At 71.4% G+C, this 14,840-nt stretch carries 17 protein-coding genes; 6 read left to right on the forward strand and 11 right to left on the reverse strand.

Annotated elements, in window-relative coordinates:
* Positions 1-116 precede the first annotated feature (116 nt).
* The 4 genes from ACZ4UB_RS30935 to ACZ4UB_RS30950 form a co-directional block, all read right to left on the reverse strand.
* On the reverse strand, positions 117-638 hold the full coding sequence (locus tag ACZ4UB_RS30935) for a SixA phosphatase family protein (protein ID WP_468075257.1): 522 nt from the start codon (positions 636-638) through the stop codon (positions 117-119).
* A gap of 121 nt (positions 639-759) precedes the next feature.
* Entirely contained in the window at positions 760-978 is a 219-nt protein-coding gene (locus ACZ4UB_RS30940; RefSeq protein WP_354382288.1) for a hypothetical protein, read from the reverse strand.
* 174 nt (positions 979-1,152) lie between these two features.
* Positions 1,153-1,269 (reverse strand): SGM_5486 family transporter-associated protein, encoded by a 117-nt coding sequence (locus ACZ4UB_RS30945; RefSeq protein WP_283451924.1) that lies wholly within the window; start codon positions 1,267-1,269, stop codon positions 1,153-1,155.
* A 5-nt stretch (positions 1,270-1,274) separates the two neighbouring features.
* Positions 1,275-2,597, reverse strand: a complete 1,323-nt coding sequence (locus tag ACZ4UB_RS30950; protein ID WP_468075260.1) for a CynX/NimT family MFS transporter — start codon at positions 2,595-2,597, stop codon at positions 1,275-1,277.
* Positions 2,598-2,695: 98 nt separating this feature from the next.
* Between ACZ4UB_RS30950 and ACZ4UB_RS30955 the strand changes: the two genes are divergently transcribed.
* Positions 2,696-3,367: a FadR/GntR family transcriptional regulator gene (locus ACZ4UB_RS30955; RefSeq protein WP_467960916.1), complete on the forward strand. Its 672-nt coding sequence runs from the start codon at positions 2,696-2,698 to the stop codon at positions 3,365-3,367.
* A 38-nt stretch (positions 3,368-3,405) separates the two neighbouring features.
* Here ACZ4UB_RS30955 and ACZ4UB_RS30960 read toward each other — a convergent pair whose 3' ends face one another.
* From ACZ4UB_RS30960 to fabG, 3 genes are all read right to left on the reverse strand, one after another.
* On the reverse strand, positions 3,406-3,984 hold the full coding sequence (locus ACZ4UB_RS30960) for a hypothetical protein (RefSeq protein WP_468075262.1): 579 nt from the start codon (positions 3,982-3,984) through the stop codon (positions 3,406-3,408).
* A gap of 236 nt (positions 3,985-4,220) precedes the next feature.
* A complete protein-coding gene (gene fabI / locus ACZ4UB_RS30965) occupies positions 4,221-5,000 on the reverse strand; it encodes an enoyl-ACP reductase FabI (RefSeq protein ID WP_354382284.1) in 780 nt (259 codons plus the stop codon).
* Positions 5,001-5,005: 5 nt separating this feature from the next.
* Positions 5,006-5,725: a 3-oxoacyl-[acyl-carrier-protein] reductase gene (fabG, locus tag ACZ4UB_RS30970; protein WP_354382283.1), complete on the reverse strand. Its 720-nt coding sequence runs from the start codon at positions 5,723-5,725 to the stop codon at positions 5,006-5,008.
* 146 nt (positions 5,726-5,871) lie between these two features.
* Here fabG and ACZ4UB_RS30975 point away from each other — a divergent pair, with 146 nt between their 5' ends.
* Genes ACZ4UB_RS30975 through tyrS form a run of 3 tightly spaced genes read left to right on the forward strand, consistent with a single transcriptional unit; the run spans position 5,872 to position 10,154 of the window.
* Entirely contained in the window at positions 5,872-7,434 is a 1,563-nt protein-coding gene (locus tag ACZ4UB_RS30975) for a TldD/PmbA family protein (RefSeq protein WP_468075265.1), read from the forward strand.
* A complete protein-coding gene (locus ACZ4UB_RS30980) occupies positions 7,434-8,837 on the forward strand; it encodes a metallopeptidase TldD-related protein (RefSeq protein ID WP_354382281.1) in 1,404 nt (467 codons plus the stop codon). The genes ACZ4UB_RS30975 and ACZ4UB_RS30980 overlap by 1 nt, the downstream gene beginning before the upstream one ends.
* Positions 8,838-8,888: 51 nt before the next feature.
* A complete protein-coding gene (tyrS, locus tag ACZ4UB_RS30985; RefSeq protein ID WP_468075268.1) occupies positions 8,889-10,154 on the forward strand; it encodes a tyrosine--tRNA ligase in 1,266 nt (421 codons plus the stop codon).
* Positions 10,155-10,253: 99 nt separating this feature from the next.
* Here the strand turns inward: tyrS and ACZ4UB_RS30990 are convergent, their stop codons facing one another.
* A complete protein-coding gene (locus tag ACZ4UB_RS30990) occupies positions 10,254-10,532 on the reverse strand; it encodes a GlsB/YeaQ/YmgE family stress response membrane protein (protein WP_354382279.1) in 279 nt (92 codons plus the stop codon).
* 177 nt (positions 10,533-10,709) lie between these two features.
* Here ACZ4UB_RS30990 and ACZ4UB_RS30995 point away from each other — a divergent pair, with 177 nt between their 5' ends.
* Positions 10,710-11,042, forward strand: a complete 333-nt coding sequence (locus ACZ4UB_RS30995) for a DUF3099 domain-containing protein (protein ID WP_354382278.1) — start codon at positions 10,710-10,712, stop codon at positions 11,040-11,042.
* 147 nt (positions 11,043-11,189) lie between these two features.
* The gene (locus ACZ4UB_RS31000) at positions 11,190-11,432 is read left to right on the forward strand and encodes a hypothetical protein (protein WP_468075270.1); all 243 of its coding nucleotides are present in this window, start codon (positions 11,190-11,192) and stop codon (positions 11,430-11,432) included.
* Positions 11,433-11,483: 51 nt separating this feature from the next.
* Here the strand turns inward: ACZ4UB_RS31000 and moaA are convergent, their stop codons facing one another.
* The 3 genes from moaA to ACZ4UB_RS31015 form a co-directional block, all read right to left on the reverse strand.
* Positions 11,484-12,473: a GTP 3',8-cyclase MoaA gene (gene moaA, locus ACZ4UB_RS31005; protein WP_468075272.1), complete on the reverse strand. Its 990-nt coding sequence runs from the start codon at positions 12,471-12,473 to the stop codon at positions 11,484-11,486.
* A gap of 164 nt (positions 12,474-12,637) precedes the next feature.
* Positions 12,638-14,266: a solute symporter family protein gene (locus ACZ4UB_RS31010; protein ID WP_468075274.1), complete on the reverse strand. Its 1,629-nt coding sequence runs from the start codon at positions 14,264-14,266 to the stop codon at positions 12,638-12,640.
* Positions 14,263-14,634: a DUF485 domain-containing protein gene (locus ACZ4UB_RS31015; protein ID WP_354382274.1), complete on the reverse strand. Its 372-nt coding sequence runs from the start codon at positions 14,632-14,634 to the stop codon at positions 14,263-14,265. The genes ACZ4UB_RS31010 and ACZ4UB_RS31015 overlap by 4 nt, the downstream gene beginning before the upstream one ends.
* Positions 14,635-14,840: the final 206 nt, after the last annotated feature.

The raw sequence follows: 14,840 nt of genomic DNA on the forward strand, positions 1-14,840 counted from the left end.
CCCCCCCCCCCCCCCCCCCCCCCCCCCCCCCCCCCCCCCCCCCCCCCCCCCCCCCCCCCCCCCCCCCCCCCCCCCCCCCCCCCCCCCCCCCCCCCGCCGTCGTAGGGGAGGCCGGGTCAGTGGTCCTTGGGGGTCCAGAAGTCCAGCAGTGTGCCGACGCCCAGTTCCAGGGACTTCCAGGGGCCGGTGAAGGAGACCACGGCCAGGGCGGAGGTCGGGTAGCCGCTCCGGGTCATCCGGGTGCGGGTGTCGCCTTCGGCACGGCCGGCGAGGCCGTCGGCGAGGGCGTGCATGCCGGGGTTGTGCCCGATGACGAGGAGGTCGGCCACCTCGTCGGGGGTCTCGTTGAGCAGGGCGATGAGCTCGCCGAGGGAAGCCTCGTACAGCCGGTCCTCGTAGAGGGTCTTCGGCCGGTGTGGCAGGGCGTGGACGGCGAGCTTCCAGGTCTCGCGGGTCCGGGCCGCGGTGGAACAGAGGGCCAGGTCGAAGGCGATGCCGGTCTCGGCCAGCTTCAGGCCGACGGCGGGTGCGTCGACGCGGCCGCGCTCGGCCAGCGGACGGTCGTGGTCGCTCCCGTCCGACCACTCGGCCTTGGCGTGCCGGAGGAGGACGATCCTGCGGGGTGATTCGGCGCTCATGGCTCCCAGCTTCGCATGAAATCAGCCACGGGGCGCAGGGTGTTGGGCGCTTCACTCCTGCGGGGTGGACGCCCTCGCCGGGCGGGCCGGCGGCGGGCGGTGGCGGGCCGGGTACGGGCCGTCAGCCGACGACGCGCAGGATCTGCTGGGTGACCTGGGCGAGCGGCGAGGTGTGCACCGGAGCGGCCTGGGCCTCGCCGGATCCGGCGAGCAGCAGCAGGAGCAGCCCGAAGGCGAGCGCGGGCAGGGCCAACACCCACCAGTGCAGCCGTGCGTCCGCGACCCCGCCGGTGCGGGGTCGGACGGGTCGGACGGGACGGGTGTGCAGGGGGGCCGACATGACCGCCTCCGGGGTGCTGGGGTGTTCGGCCGGGAGTGGCTCGCTGCCTTCGAATCTATGGATCCGACGGTGCGCGGCCCATCCGGGGCACACCCCACTTCACCCTGACCCTGACCCCCTAGGGGGTGGTGGGGATAACCCCACCACCCGTCGGGGTCCGGGCCCGGTGGGGCCTCAGCGGGAGGCGATGCTCGCGATGATGGCGATGATCACGGTCACGCCGAGCATCGCGCCGAGCACGACGCCGAGCTTCTTGTGACCGTTCTGGGGGTTCGGTTCGAGGACTGGCATGCCGATCAGTCTCGCACGCCGCATTCGTCCTCGATCGTCCGGTCCCGGCCCGCGAGGATGCCGAGCACGAGCTGCGGCACGGTGAGGCAGGCCATCAGCGCGAGGGGCAGGTCCCAGCCGCCGCTGTGCTGGTAGAGGGTGCCGATGAGGAGCGGTCCGGGGATGGAGATGAGGTAGCCGGTGCTCTGGGCGAAGGCGGAGAGCTTGACGACTCCGGCCGGGGACTTGGCGCGCAGCCCGATCATCGTGATGACGAGCGGGAACGCGCAGTTGGAGACGCCGAGCAGGAGGGCCCAGGCCCAGGCTCCGGCGGCGGGGGCGAGGTAGAGCCCGAGGTATCCGGCGATGCCGAAGAGGCAGAGGGTGACGGCGATGGGCCCCTGGTTCTTCATCCGGCCGGCCACGCGCGGGATGACGAAGGCGAGCGGTACGCCGAGGGCCATGGTGACGGCGAGCAGGACGCCCGAGGTGGCGGCGGAGACCCCGGCGTCGCGGAAGATCTGCGGGAGCCAGCCCATGGTGACGTAGGCGCTGGTGGCCTGGAGGCCGAAGTAGCAGCCCAGCGCCCATGCGGTGCGGCTGCGCAGGACGCCCGGGCCGGCGTCGTGCCGGGGCGCCGGGGTGGTGGCGCTCGCCGCGGCGGCCCGGAGCGCCCGCTTCTCCCGGCGGGCGGCCAGGGCGATGCCCAGCCAGGGCACTACGGCGAGGACCGCGAGCAGGGCCCAGACCATCAGCCCGCTGCGCCAACTGCCGCCGAGCGCTTCGGTCATCGGGACGGTCGCGGCGGCGGCCAGCGAGGTGCCGGCGGCCAGGGCCATGGAGTACAGGCCGGTCATGGTGCCGACCCGGTCGGGGAAGTACCGCTTCACGATGACGGGCAACAGGACGTTGGTGAGCGCGATGCCCGCGAGGGAGAGCGCGCTGGCGGCGAGGAAGCCGGCGGCGCTGTCGGCGAAGGGCCGGATCAGCAGGCCGGTCGCCACGGCGACCATGCCCGCGCAGACGACGGCGGCCGGGCCGAAGCGGCGGGAGAGCCGGGGTGCGGTGACGCCGAAGACGGCGAAGCAGAGGGCGGGGACGGAGGTGATGAGTCCGGCGACCGTGCCGCTCATGCCGAGGCCGGTGCGGGTCTCCTCGAAGAGGGCGCCGAGGCTGGTGATGGCGGGCCGCAGGTTGAGGGCGGCCAGCACGATTCCGACGAGGAGCACCGGGCCGAGCCAGGTGGGGGTGGGCGCGATGGCGGGTTCCGCGGCCGTCGGGTGGAGCTTCGGGGGTGCCGTTCGCGCGGCCGTGGGCCGGTTCAGGGTCTGGATTTCTTCGTCGGACATTGAACCATCATAGAATCATGGGATGATTGGTTGTCCACCCCCAGAGCCCAGCCCGTAGTCTTCCGGCCGCCGGCTCGCACATCTCCGAAGAGGGCTCCATGCCGCTGACGTCCCCCCGCCGCTCGGCGCTCGTCGACCAGGTGATCGCCCAACTGCGCAACCAGATCACCTCCGGCGAGTGGCCGGTGGGGTCCCGCATCCCCACCGAGCCGGAGCTGGTCGAGCTGATGGGGGTGGCGCGCAACACGGTGCGCGAGGCCGTACGGGCGCTCGCGCACAACGGGCTGCTCGACATCCGCCAGGGCTCGGGGACGTACGTCATCGCGACGAGCGAGCTGGCCGGGGTGATGCACCGGCGCTTCGCGGGGGCCGACCCGCGGGACATCGCGGAGCTGCGCTCGACCCTGGAGTCCTCGGCGGCCCGGCTGGCGGCGGAGCGGCGCACCGAGCGCGACCTGGTCCAGCTCGACGCGCTGCTGGCGCGGCGGGAGCAGGCCTGGGCGAGCGGGGACACGGAGCTCTTCGTGGCGGCGGACGTGAGCCTGCACATGGCGGTGGTGACGGCCTCGCACAACGAGGTGCTGATCGAGCTGTACGCCGACCTGGGCGACCTGGTGGCGGACTGGCTGCGCGGGGACGTGGGCGCCGTACTGTCGCCCGAGCTGCACGTGGACCACGCGCGGCTGATCGAGGCGATCCGGCGCGGGGACGCGGACACGGCGGCGTCGGAGGCGGCCGGCTACCCGTTCGTCTGCCTGGGCCGCCGCTGAGCCGGCCGGGGCGGGCCGCCCGGCGGGGCCGCTGACGCCTACGGCCGCTGGTGGCTGACCCAGGCCGAGCGGACTTCCTTCCAGCACCGGCCGCTCAGCTCGGCCCGGCCGGCCGGGCCGAGGGCGAGCGGGGCGCCGTCCCCGTCCACGTCCCACCAGCGGTCGCACTCGACGTGCAGCCGGACCAGGTCGGTCTCCGTGAAGCGGTTGTGGCAGTAGGCCTTGACCTGGGACCCCTCGATGCGGGTGGCGCAGTCGGCGCCGAACAGCTCCTGGGGCGCGCCGCGCACGGGACGCGCCAGGGGTTCCACGGGCAGGTCCGCGACGCTGACGGTGGCCGTGTCCGGCGCCGCCGCACGGGCCACCGGGCCCACCGGAGCCGCCGGGCCCACGGGGACGCCCCGTCCCCCGGCGCCGGAGCCCGCGGCCCCGGAACCCGCGCCGGAGCCCGTACCGACACCCGCGCCCGGGACCGTGTCCGCGCCCATGCCGACGCCCGCGGCCGTGACCGGGTCGGCCGCACCGGAGCGCGAGCCGGCCGTGGCCGGGAGCAGGACGCCGGTCACGACGATCGAGGTGACCAGTAGCGACACCGCCCGGCTGCGCCTGGTACGCACTCCCGCACCTCCTCCCCGACGCGCTCCGGGAAGATCCCGGCTGGGACAGTTTGCAGGCATATGTCCGCCTTTTCGACTCGGGAAGATCCGGTCGGGCGGCGTAAATGTGATCGAAGACCGCTCGGGAACCGCCTTCGGACCCGGCGCCCGCACGGAAAACGGCGACGGCCGCGCTCCCCGGAAGGGGGAAGCGCGGCCGCCGCCGTACGGACGCGGTGCGGGTGGGACCGGGAGGGTCAGGCACCCATCGCGTGCAGGCCGCCGTCCACGTGGACGATCTCGCCGGTGGTCTTCGGGAACCAGTCCGAGAGCAGGGCCACGACGCCCTTGCCCGCGGGCTCCGGGTCCGCCATGTTCCACTCCATCGGGGAGCGGTGGTTCCAGACGTCGGCCAGCTCCGAGAAGCCCGGGATGGACTTCGCGGCCATCGAGCCGATCGGGCCGGCCGAGACCAGGTTGCAGCGGATGTTCCGCTTGCCCAGGTCGCGGGCCATGTAGCGGCTGGTGGCCTCCAGCGCGGCCTTGGCCGGGCCCATCCAGTCGTACTGCGGCCAGGCGTACTGCGCGTCGAAGGTCAGGCCCACGACGGCGCCGCCGCCGTTCTCGCCCTCCGGGAAGAGCGGCAGGCAGGCCATGGTCAGCGACTTCAGCGAGAACGCCGAGACGTGCATGGCGGTCGCGACCGACTCGAAGGGGGTGTTCAGGAAGTTGCCGCCGAGGGCGTCCTGGGGCGCGAAGCCGATGGAGTGCACGACCCCGTCGAGGCCGCCGAGCTCCTCGCGGACCAGGTCCGCGAGACGGGCCAGGTGCTCCTCGTTGGTGACGTCCAGCTCGATCACCTTGGCGGGCTTGGGCAGCTTGCGGGCGATGCGCTCGGTCAGCGTCGGCCGCGGGAAGGCGGTGAGGATGACCTCGGCGCCCTGCTCCTGCGCGAGCTTCGCGGTGTGGAAGGCGATGGACGACTCCATCAGCACACCCGTGATCAGAATGCGCTTGCCGTCGAGAATTCCACTCATGGTGATCAGTGACCCATGCCCAATCCGCCGTCAACGGGAATGACGGCTCCAGTGATGTACGCGGCGGCGTCGGACGCCAGGAAGCTCACGGCGGCCGCGACCTCCTCGGGCTGCGCGTAGCGGCCCAGGGGGACCTGCCCGACGATGCCCGCGCGCTGCTCGTCGGTGAGCACCTTCGTCATGTCGGTGTCCACGAAGCCGGGGGCCACCACGTTGAAGGTGATGTTGCGGGAGCCCAGCTCGCGGGCGAGGGAGCGGGCGAAGCCGACCAGGGCCGCCTTGGAGGCGGCGTAGTTGGCCTGGCCCGCGGAGCCCAGCAGGCCCACGACCGAGGAGATCAGGACGACGCGGCCCTTCTTGGCGCGCAGCATGCCGCGGTTGGACCGCTTCACCACGCGGAAGGTGCCGGTGAGGTTGGTGTCCACGACCGAGGCGAAGTCCTCCTCGGACATGCGCATCAGCAGCGTGTCCTTGGTGATGCCCGCGTTGGCGACGAGCACCTCGACGGCGCCGTGCTTCTCCTCGATCTCCTTGTAGGCCTGCTCCACCTGCTCCGAGTCGGTGATGTCGCAGCGGACCGCCAACACGCCCAGCTCGGCCAGGACCTCCGGCGGCTCGCCGGAGCGGTACGTGATCGCGACCTTGTCGCCGGCTTCGGCGAAGGCTCGGGCGATGGCGAGGCCGATGCCCCGGTTTCCTCCGGTGACGAGAACCGAGCGGCTCAACGGATCACCCTTTCGCTAGCAGTCTGGATACCTGAAAACCTATCGCTCGCAGAGGGTTTCCAAAGAATCGGGCTCCGACAGGGCCTTGGGACACGCTCTGTCGAGTCCCTACAGAAAGCGGTAGGCACCGGGGCCCCCGGCGCGACATGATCGAGGGAACCGATCCACACCACGGGAGGACATCCGTGCCCCATTCCATCGACGCGGCATTCGCCGCGCTGCCCTTGCGGGCGCTGGCCGACGCGGCCCTCGCCCGGGCCCGCGCGCTGGGCTCGGACCACGCCGACTTCCGGCTGGAGCGGATCCGCAGCGCCTCCTGGCGCCAGCGGGACGCCAAACCATCGGGCGGATCCGACACCACGGACCTCGGCTACGCGGTCCGGGTCGTGCACGGGGGCAGCTGGGGCTTCGCCTCCGGGGTGGACCTCACGATGGACGGCGCCGCCAAGGTGGCCTCGCAAGCCGTGGCCATGGCGCAGCTGTCGGCCAAGGTGATCAAGGCGGCCGGCTCCGACGAGCGGGTGGAACTCGCGGACGAGCCGGTGCACGCGGACCGCACCTGGATCTCGGCCTACGAGGTGAACCCCTTCGAGGTCCCCGACGAGGAGAAGGCGGCGCTGCTCGCCGACTTCAGCGCCCGGCTGCTGCGCGCCAAGGGCGTGGCGCACGTGGACGCCTCGCTGCTCGCGGTGCACGAGAACAAGTTCTACGCCGATACGTCCGGGACGGTCACCACGCAGCAGCGGGTCCGGATCCACCCGGAGCTCACGGCGGTGGCCGTGGACGGCGACACCGGCGAGTTCGACTCCATGCGGACCATCGCCCCGCCGGTCGGGCGCGGCTGGGAGTACCTGACGGGCACCGGCTGGGACTGGAACTCCGAGCTGGAGCAGATCCCGGAGCTGCTGGCCGAGAAGATGCGGGCGCCGAGCGTGCGGGCCGGACGCTACGACCTGGTGGTCGACCCGTCGAACCTGTGGCTCACCATCCACGAGTCCATCGGGCACGCCACCGAGCTGGACCGGGCGCTGGGCTACGAGGCGGCGTACGCGGGCACCTCCTTCGCCACCTTCGACCAGCTGAACAAGCTGACCTACGGCTCCTCGATCATGAACGTGACGGGCGACCGCACCGCACCGCACGGGCTGGCCACGATCGGCTACGACGACGAGGGCGTCGCGGCGCAGAGCTGGGACCTGGTCAAGGGCGGCACCCTGGTCGGCTACCAGCTGGACCGGCGGATCGCGAAGCTGACCGGACTCGGCCGCTCCAACGGCTGCGCCTACGCGGACTCCCCCGGGCACGTGCCGGTGCAGCGGATGGCGAACGTCTCGCTCCAGCCGGATCCGGGCGGGCTCTCCACCGAGGACCTGATCGGCGGGGTGGAGCGCGGGATCTACGTGGTCGGCGACCGGTCCTGGTCGATCGACATGCAGCGGTACAACTTCCAGTTCACCGGACAGCGGTTCTTCCGGATCGAGAACGGCAAGCTGGCCGGTCAGCTGCGCGACGTCGCCTACCAGGCCACGACCACCGACTTCTGGGGCTCCATGGAGAAGGTCGGCGGCCCGCAGACCTACGTCCTGGGCGGCGCCTTCAACTGCGGCAAGGCCCAGCCGGGCCAGGCCGCGTCCGTCTCGCACGGCTGCCCCTCCGCGCTGTTCCGCGACGTGAACATCCTCAACACCACGCAGGAGGCCGGACGCTGATGTCGATCCGTACCAAGCCCCACGAGATCGTCGAGCGCGCGCTGGAGCTGTCCACCGCCGACGGCTGCGTCGTCATCGCCGACGAGGAATCGAGCGCGAACCTGCGCTGGGCGGGCAATGCCCTGACCACGAACGGCGTCACCCGGGGCCGCACCCTCACGGTCATCGCCACGGTCGACGGCAAGGAGGGCACGGCCTCGGGGGTCGTCTCGCGCTCCGCCGTCACCGCCGACGAGCTGGAACCGCTGGTGCGGGCGGCCGAGGCGGCGGCCCGGGGCGCGGGTCCGGCCGAGGACGCCCAACCCCTGGTGAGCGGCACCCCGGCCTCCCCGGACTTCACCGACGGGCCGGCCGAGACCTCCTCGGCGGTCTTCGCGGACTTCGCGCCGGCGCTGGGCGAGGCCTTCGCGCGGGCCCGCGCGGGCGGCCGCGCCCTGTACGGCTTCGCCCACCACACGATGGTCTCCACCTACGTGGGCACCTCGACGGGGCTGCGGCTGCGGCACGACCAGCCCAACGGCACCCTGGAGGTGAACGCGAAGTCCGCCGCGGCCGCCGGTGGCCGTTCGCGTTCGGCCTGGGCCGGCCGCTACACCCGGGACTTCAAGGACGTCGACCCGACCGCGCTGGACGCGGAGCTCGCCGTACGCCTCGGCTGGGCCGAGCGGAAGATCGACCTGCCGGCGGGGCGGTACGAGACCCTGCTCCCGCCGACCGCCGTGGCCGACCTGCTGATCTACCAGATGTGGTCGGCGGCGGCCCGGGACGCGGCGGAGGGCCGGACCGTCTTCTCCAAGCCCGGCGGCGGCACCCGGGTCGGCGAGCGGCTCTCCGGGCTGCCGCTGACGCTGCGCAGCGACCCGAACGCCCCGGGCCTGGAGTCCGCGCCGTTCGTGATCGCGCACAGCTCGGGCGACGACGCCTCGGTCTTCGACAACGGCCTCCCGGTGCCGCCCACCGAGTGGATCAGCGGCGGCGAGCTGGCGCGGCTGACCACGACCCGGCACAGCGCGGCCCTGACCGGGCAGCCGACGGCCCCGGGCTTCGGGAACCTGATCCTGGACGCGGGCGGCGAGAAGTCCCTGGAGGAGATGGTGGCGGGCACCGAGCGGGGCCTGCTCCTGACCTGCCTCTGGTACATCCGCGAGGTGGACCCGGCGACGCTGCTGCTCACCGGGCTGACCCGGGACGGGGTCTACCTGGTGGAGAACGGCCAGGTCGTGGGCGAGGTCAACAACTTCCGCTTCAACGAGTCGCCGGTGGACCTGCTCTCGCGGGCCAGCGAGGCCGGGCGGACCGAGAAGACCCTGCCGCGCGAATGGAACGACTACTTCACCCGGACCGCGATGCCCGCGCTGCGGATCCCGGACTTCAACATGAGCTCGGTCAGCCAGGGCGTCTGACCCACCTAGACTGACCGAGGAATTTTCGGACACAGAAGGAGTCGAGAGACCGTGACGGACATCGTCGACGAACTGAAGTGGCGCGGGCTCTTCGCCCAGTCCACCGACGAAGAAGCGCTGCGCAAGGCGTTCGCGGACGGTCCCGTCACCTTCTATTGCGGTTTCGACCCGACCGCGGCCTCCCTGCACGTGGGACACCTGGTGCAGGTGCTGACCGTACGCCGGCTCCAGCAGGCCGGGCACCGGCCGCTGGCGCTGGTCGGCGGGGCGACCGGGCAGATCGGTGACCCGCGGCCCACGGCCGAGCGCACCCTGAACGACCCGGAGACGGTCGCGAACTGGGTGAACCGGCTGCGGACGCAGATCGAGCCGTTCCTGTCCTTCGAGGGCGAGAACGCCGCGGTCATGGTCAACAACCTGGACTGGACGGCGGGCCTGTCCGCCATCGAGTTCCTGCGCGACATCGGCAAGCACTTCCGTGTCAACAAGATGCTGACGAAGGACTCGGTCGCCCGGCGGCTGGAGTCCGACCAGGGCATCAGCTACACCGAGTTCAGCTACCAGCTGCTCCAGGGCATGGACTTCCTGGAGCTGTACCGGCGCTACGGCTGCACCCTCCAGCAGGGCGGCTCCGACCAGTGGGGCAACCTGACGGCCGGGCTCGACCTGATCCACCGGCTGGAGCCGCAGGCGCACGTCCACGCGCTGGCCACGCCGCTGATGGTGAAGGCGGACGGGACCAAGTTCGGCAAGTCCGAGAGCGGCGCCGTCTGGCTCGACCCGGAGATGACCACGCCGTACGCGTTCTACCAGTTCTGGCTGAACGTGGACGACCGCGACATCTCCACCTACATGCGGATCCTCTCCTTCAAGACCCGTGCGGAGCTGGAGGAGCTGGAGGCACAGACCGCCGAGCGGCCGCAGGCGCGCGCCGCTCAGCGGGCGCTGGCCGAGGAGCTGACGACCCTGGTGCACGGCGCGGACCAGTGCGCCGGCGTGATCGCGGCGTCGAAGGCGCTGTTCGGCCAGGGCGAGCTGACGGACCTGGACGGGGCCACGCTGGCCGCGGCCCTGTCCGAGCTGCCGCACGCCCGGGTGACCGAGCTCCCGCAGGTCGTCGACCTGCTCGTGGAGAGCGGTCTGGTCGCGAGCAAGTCGGCCGGCCGGCGCACGATCAAGGAGGGCGGGGCCTACGTGAACAACGTCAAGGTCACCGCCGAGGACGCGGTGCCCGCCGCGTCGGACCTGCTGCACGGGCGCTGGCTCGTACTGCGCCGCGGCAAGAAGAACCTGGCCGCGATCGAGGTCACGGGCTAGGGCGCCGGTAGACGGCACGGCGCGGGGGCCGGTACGGACGCCATCGTCCGACCGGCCCCCGCGTCATGTCCGGGTGACGCGTCCCGATGGCCGCGCCGCTCAGGTCACCTGCCGCTTGTTGCCCCGGACCGCCAGGTAGATCATGTCGCCGAGGCCGACGACCACGACCGCTCCGGCCAGCTGGAGCAGGTGGCGGATCCAGTCGATGCCCCGGGTGTCGTGCACACCGATCCAGCTGGCGACGGCGTTGCCCAGGATGGCGCCGACGATGCCGAAGATGGTGGTCAGCCAGAGGGGCTGGTGCTGCTTGCCGGGCAGGATCGCCCGAGCTAGGAGGCCCAGTACGAACCCGACGATGATCGCCCACAACCAATGCATGTCGCCTCCTCGTGGCGCGATGTGCGCATGTCAGCCCAGTCTCGGGCCGGTCCGCGGGGTCCGCATGTCGGGTGACTCCATTCGGGCGATACCCGCCCTCCCCCGCGCGAAGGGGGCCGCGTACCGTGGAAGGGTCCGGACCGGGGAGCGTCCGGCGGGCGGATCGGGTGGTGGAACGTGCAGCGGAAGAAGCGGAACGGAGCCGAGGTCTTCCGGATCACCGGGGCGCGCAAGGGCCTCGCGGAGGACGTGCGGGGGCGTCAGCGCCGGTACGTGATTTCGATGGGGATCCGGACGCTGTCGGTGATCCTGACCGTGCTCCTGTGGGACGTGGAACGGCCTGTGGCGATCGTGACGCTGGTCCTGGGCGCGCTGCTGCCGTACGTCGCCGTGGTCATCGCCAACGCGGGGCGCGAGTCGACGCCCTCGCTGCCCTCGCACTTCCTGCCCGCGCCTGTGCGCCCCGCACTGGAGGCGGGAAACCTCAATAAAAGCTCAGATCAATCATGAAGTTCCGGTGCACCGCACCGGGTCCTGCGTGACATACTGCCTACGCGCTCCGCATCCCCCGTCGGAGCGACGGACCGACGCCGGGCAGCTCCCCCCGTGGCTGCTCGGCGTCGCCCTTCCGTTCGTGTGGTTTGTAGGGTTGAGGCTGTGAACTCCCCTGATGCGAACGAAATCCCCACCTGTTCCGGCAAGGGCTGCCGCGACGCCGCCGTGTGGGTCCTGGCGTGGAACAACCCGAAGCTGCACGCGCCCGAGCGGCTCAAGACCTGGCTCTCCTGCGAGGCGCACCGAGAACATCTGAGCCAGTTCCTGGGTGTCCGCGGTTTCCTCAAGGACGTCGTGAAGTTCGAGGAGTGGGTACAGCCGGAGGGCTCGGAGCGGCTGTCCTGACGACCTCGCTCCGAGCCCTGGCATCGATCTTCCCGCCCGCTCCCGCTCCGGTCAGCCGCCGATCGCCGACATGGGGCGGTCGGGCTGGAGGAAGGTCGGGTCGTCCAGGCCGGATCCGGCCTTCTTGCCCCACATCGCGACCTTCCAGAGCCGGGCGATCTCCTCGTCCGGGGCGCCCGAGCGCAGGGCGGCGCGCAGGTCCGACTCCTCGGTGGCGAACAGGCACGTACGGATCTGGCCGTCGGCGGTGAGCCGGGTGCGGTCGCAGGCGCCGCAGAACGGTCGGGTCACGGAGGCGATGACGCCGACGGTGGCCGGGCCGCCGTCGACCACCCAGCGCTCGGCCGGGGCGGAGCCGCGTTCGTCGGCGCCCTCCTCGGTGAGCGTGAAGCGGGTGCGCAGGGACTGGAGGATGTCACCGGCGGTGATCATTCCGTCGCGCTTCCAGCCGTGCTGGGCATCCAGCGGCATCTGCTCGATGAAGCGCAGCTCGTACGCGTTCTCCACGGCCCAGGCCAGCAGGTCGGGAGCCTCGTCGTCATTGAGCCCGGGCATCAGGACGGCGTTGACCTTCACCGGGGTGAGGCCGGCCTCGCGGGCCGCGGCCATGCCCTCGATGACGTCCTTGTGCCGGTCGCGGCGGGTGAGGGTCTTGAAGACCTCGGGCCGCAGGGTGTCCAGGGAGACGTTCACCCGGTCCAGGCCGGCGGCCTTGAGGGCGGCGGCCGTGCGCTTGAGGCCGATGCCGTTGGTGGTGAGGGACATCCTGGGGCGCGGCTCCAGGGCCGCGCACTGCTCGACGATCCCGACGAGGCCGGGGCGCAGCAGCGGTTCGCCGCCGGTGAAGCGGACCTCGGTGATGCCGAGGCTGGTGACGGCTATGCGGACCAGGCGGACGATCTCGTCGTCGGTGAGCAGGTCCGGCTTGCCCAGCCACTGCAGCCCCTCTTCGGGCATGCAGTACGTGCAGCGCAAGTTGCACCGGTCGGTGAGCGAGACGCGCAGGTCAGTGGCCACGCGGCCGAAGGTGTCGATGAGCACTGTGGGCCCCCTCCCCTGTCCGGTACTAGTAGAGGTTCACGCCGATTCCGATGGTGCGGGCGTCTTATTCGAGCCTACGCGACCTGTGTGCCCCGTAGGGGTGCCCAAAGGAACGAGACGTGGCCCGGCCGTGTCGTAGGGAACTACGACACGGCCGGTTCGCGTCAGTGCGCGCCGGTGCCGGTGAGGGACCGCACCTCCAGCTCCGCGAACTTCCGCGGGTCGGCGGGCTCCTTGGACAGCAGGGTGCCGAGCCAGCCCAGCAGGAAGCCGAGCGGGATGGAGATGAGGCCCGGGTTCTCCAGCGGGAACCAGTGGAAGTCCACGCCCTTGAACATCGAGGTCTTGGGGTTTCCGGACACGACCGGGGAGAACAGCACCAGGACGACCGACGAGATCAGGCCACCGTAGATGGACCACAGCGCGCCCTGGGTGGTGAAGCGCTTCCAGAAGAGGCTGTAGAGGATCGTCGGGAGGTTCGCGGAGGCGGCGACCGCGAAGGCGAGGGCGACCAGACCGGCGACGTTCATGTCGCGGGCGAGGGCGCCGAGCAGGATGGCGGCCGCTCCGATGAAGACGGTGGACCAGCGCGCGGCCCGCATCTCCTCCTTCTCGGTGGCCTTCCCCTTGCGGATCACGTTGGCGTAGATGTCGTGCGCGAAGGAGGAGGACGAGGCGAGGGTGAGGCCCGCGACCACGGCGAGGATGGTGGCGAAGGCGACCGCCGAGATCACGGCGAGCAGGACCGCGCCGCCGGTGGTGCCGACGCCGCCCAGGTATTCGGCGAGCTGCGGGGCGGCCGCGTTGCCCTGCGGGTGCGCCGCCTTGATCTCTTTCGGCCCGATGAGGGCCGCGGCGCCGAAGCCGAGGGCGATCGTCATCAGGTAGAAGGCGCCGATGATGCCGATGGCCCAGTTCACGGACTTGCGGGCGGCCTTGGCGGTGGGCACGGTGTAGAAGCGGATCAGGATGTGCGGCAGGCCGGCGGTGCCGAGGACCAGGGCGAGGCCGAGCGAGATGAAGTCCAGCTTGGAGGTGCCGGTCGCCCCGTACTTCAGACCGGGCTCCAGGAACTTGTCCCCCTTGCCGCTCTTCTCGGCGGCCGTGCCCAGCAGGTCCGAGATGTTGAAGTGGAACTTCCACAGCACCAGGAAGGTCATCAGCAGCGCGCCCGCGATGAGCAGCACGGCCTTGATCATCTGCACCCAGGTGGTGCCCTTCATCCCGCCGATCGTGACGTACACGATCATCAGGACGCCCACCAGCGCGACGATGAGGATCTTGCCCGCGTCACTGGTGATGCCGAGCAGCAGCGAGACCAGGACGCCCGCGCCCGCCATCTGCGCGAGCAGGTAGAAGATCGAGACGACGATGGTGGAGGCGCCCGCGGCGGTGCGCACCGGGCGCTGGCGCATCCGGAAGGCGAGCACGTCGCCCATCGTGTAGCGGCCCGCGTTGCGCAGCGGCTCGGCGACCAGGAGCAGGGCCACCAGCCAGGCGACCAGGAAGCCGATGGAGTAGAGGAAGCCGTCGTAGCCGAAGAGCGCGATGGCTCCGGCGATGCCGAGGAAGGACGCGGCGGACATGTAGTCGCCGGAGACGGCGAGGCCGTTCTGGAAGGCGGTGAACTGGCGGCCGCCCGCGTAGAAGTCGGAGGCGCTCTTGGTCTGCCGTCCGGCCCAGACGGTGATGCCCAGGGTCGCGGCGACGAAGACCGCGAAGAGGGTGATGATCAGCGGCCGGTGCTCGGTGGTCGAGCCGGCGGCGAGCTGGATCACGGCGGAGCTGCTCACGCGTCGGCCTCCATGCGGGACTTGATGGCCTCGGCCTTGGGGTCGAGCTTCGCCGAGGCGTGCCGGGAGTAGAGCCAGGCGATGAGGAAGGTGCTGACGAACTGGAGGAGGCCGAAGACCAGGGCGACGTTGATGTTGCCGAAGAGCTTGGTCCCCATGAAGCCGCCCGCGTAGTTCGAGAGGAACACGAACAGCAGGTACCAGGTGACGAAGGCGATGGTGAGCGGGAACGCGAAGGAATGGTGCGAGCGGCGCAGGGCCGCGAACTCGGCGCTCTGCTGCACCTGGACGAACGCTTCGGCCGTGGGCCCCGGGGAGAGCGCCCCGGGGTCCACGGCGTCGGGGGGCGGCGCTGCTTTCGAGGTCACGGGCGGCTCTCCTTGCGACGTGGGCACGGTGGGGACGATGGACAAGACGACCTCCATGAGGGGAGCGGTGGTGCCGAGCCCCCCTGTCAACGGCACGGTCGGCGCGTCGGGACGGTTCAACACCCGCTGAATCTTCGGAGAGTGGGCTTCCGGATCGGATTCCCGGGGGACTGATTTCTCGAACTCATGGCGCGGACACGAACACC

Source organism: Streptomyces sp. NPDC028419 (assembly GCF_055565515.1).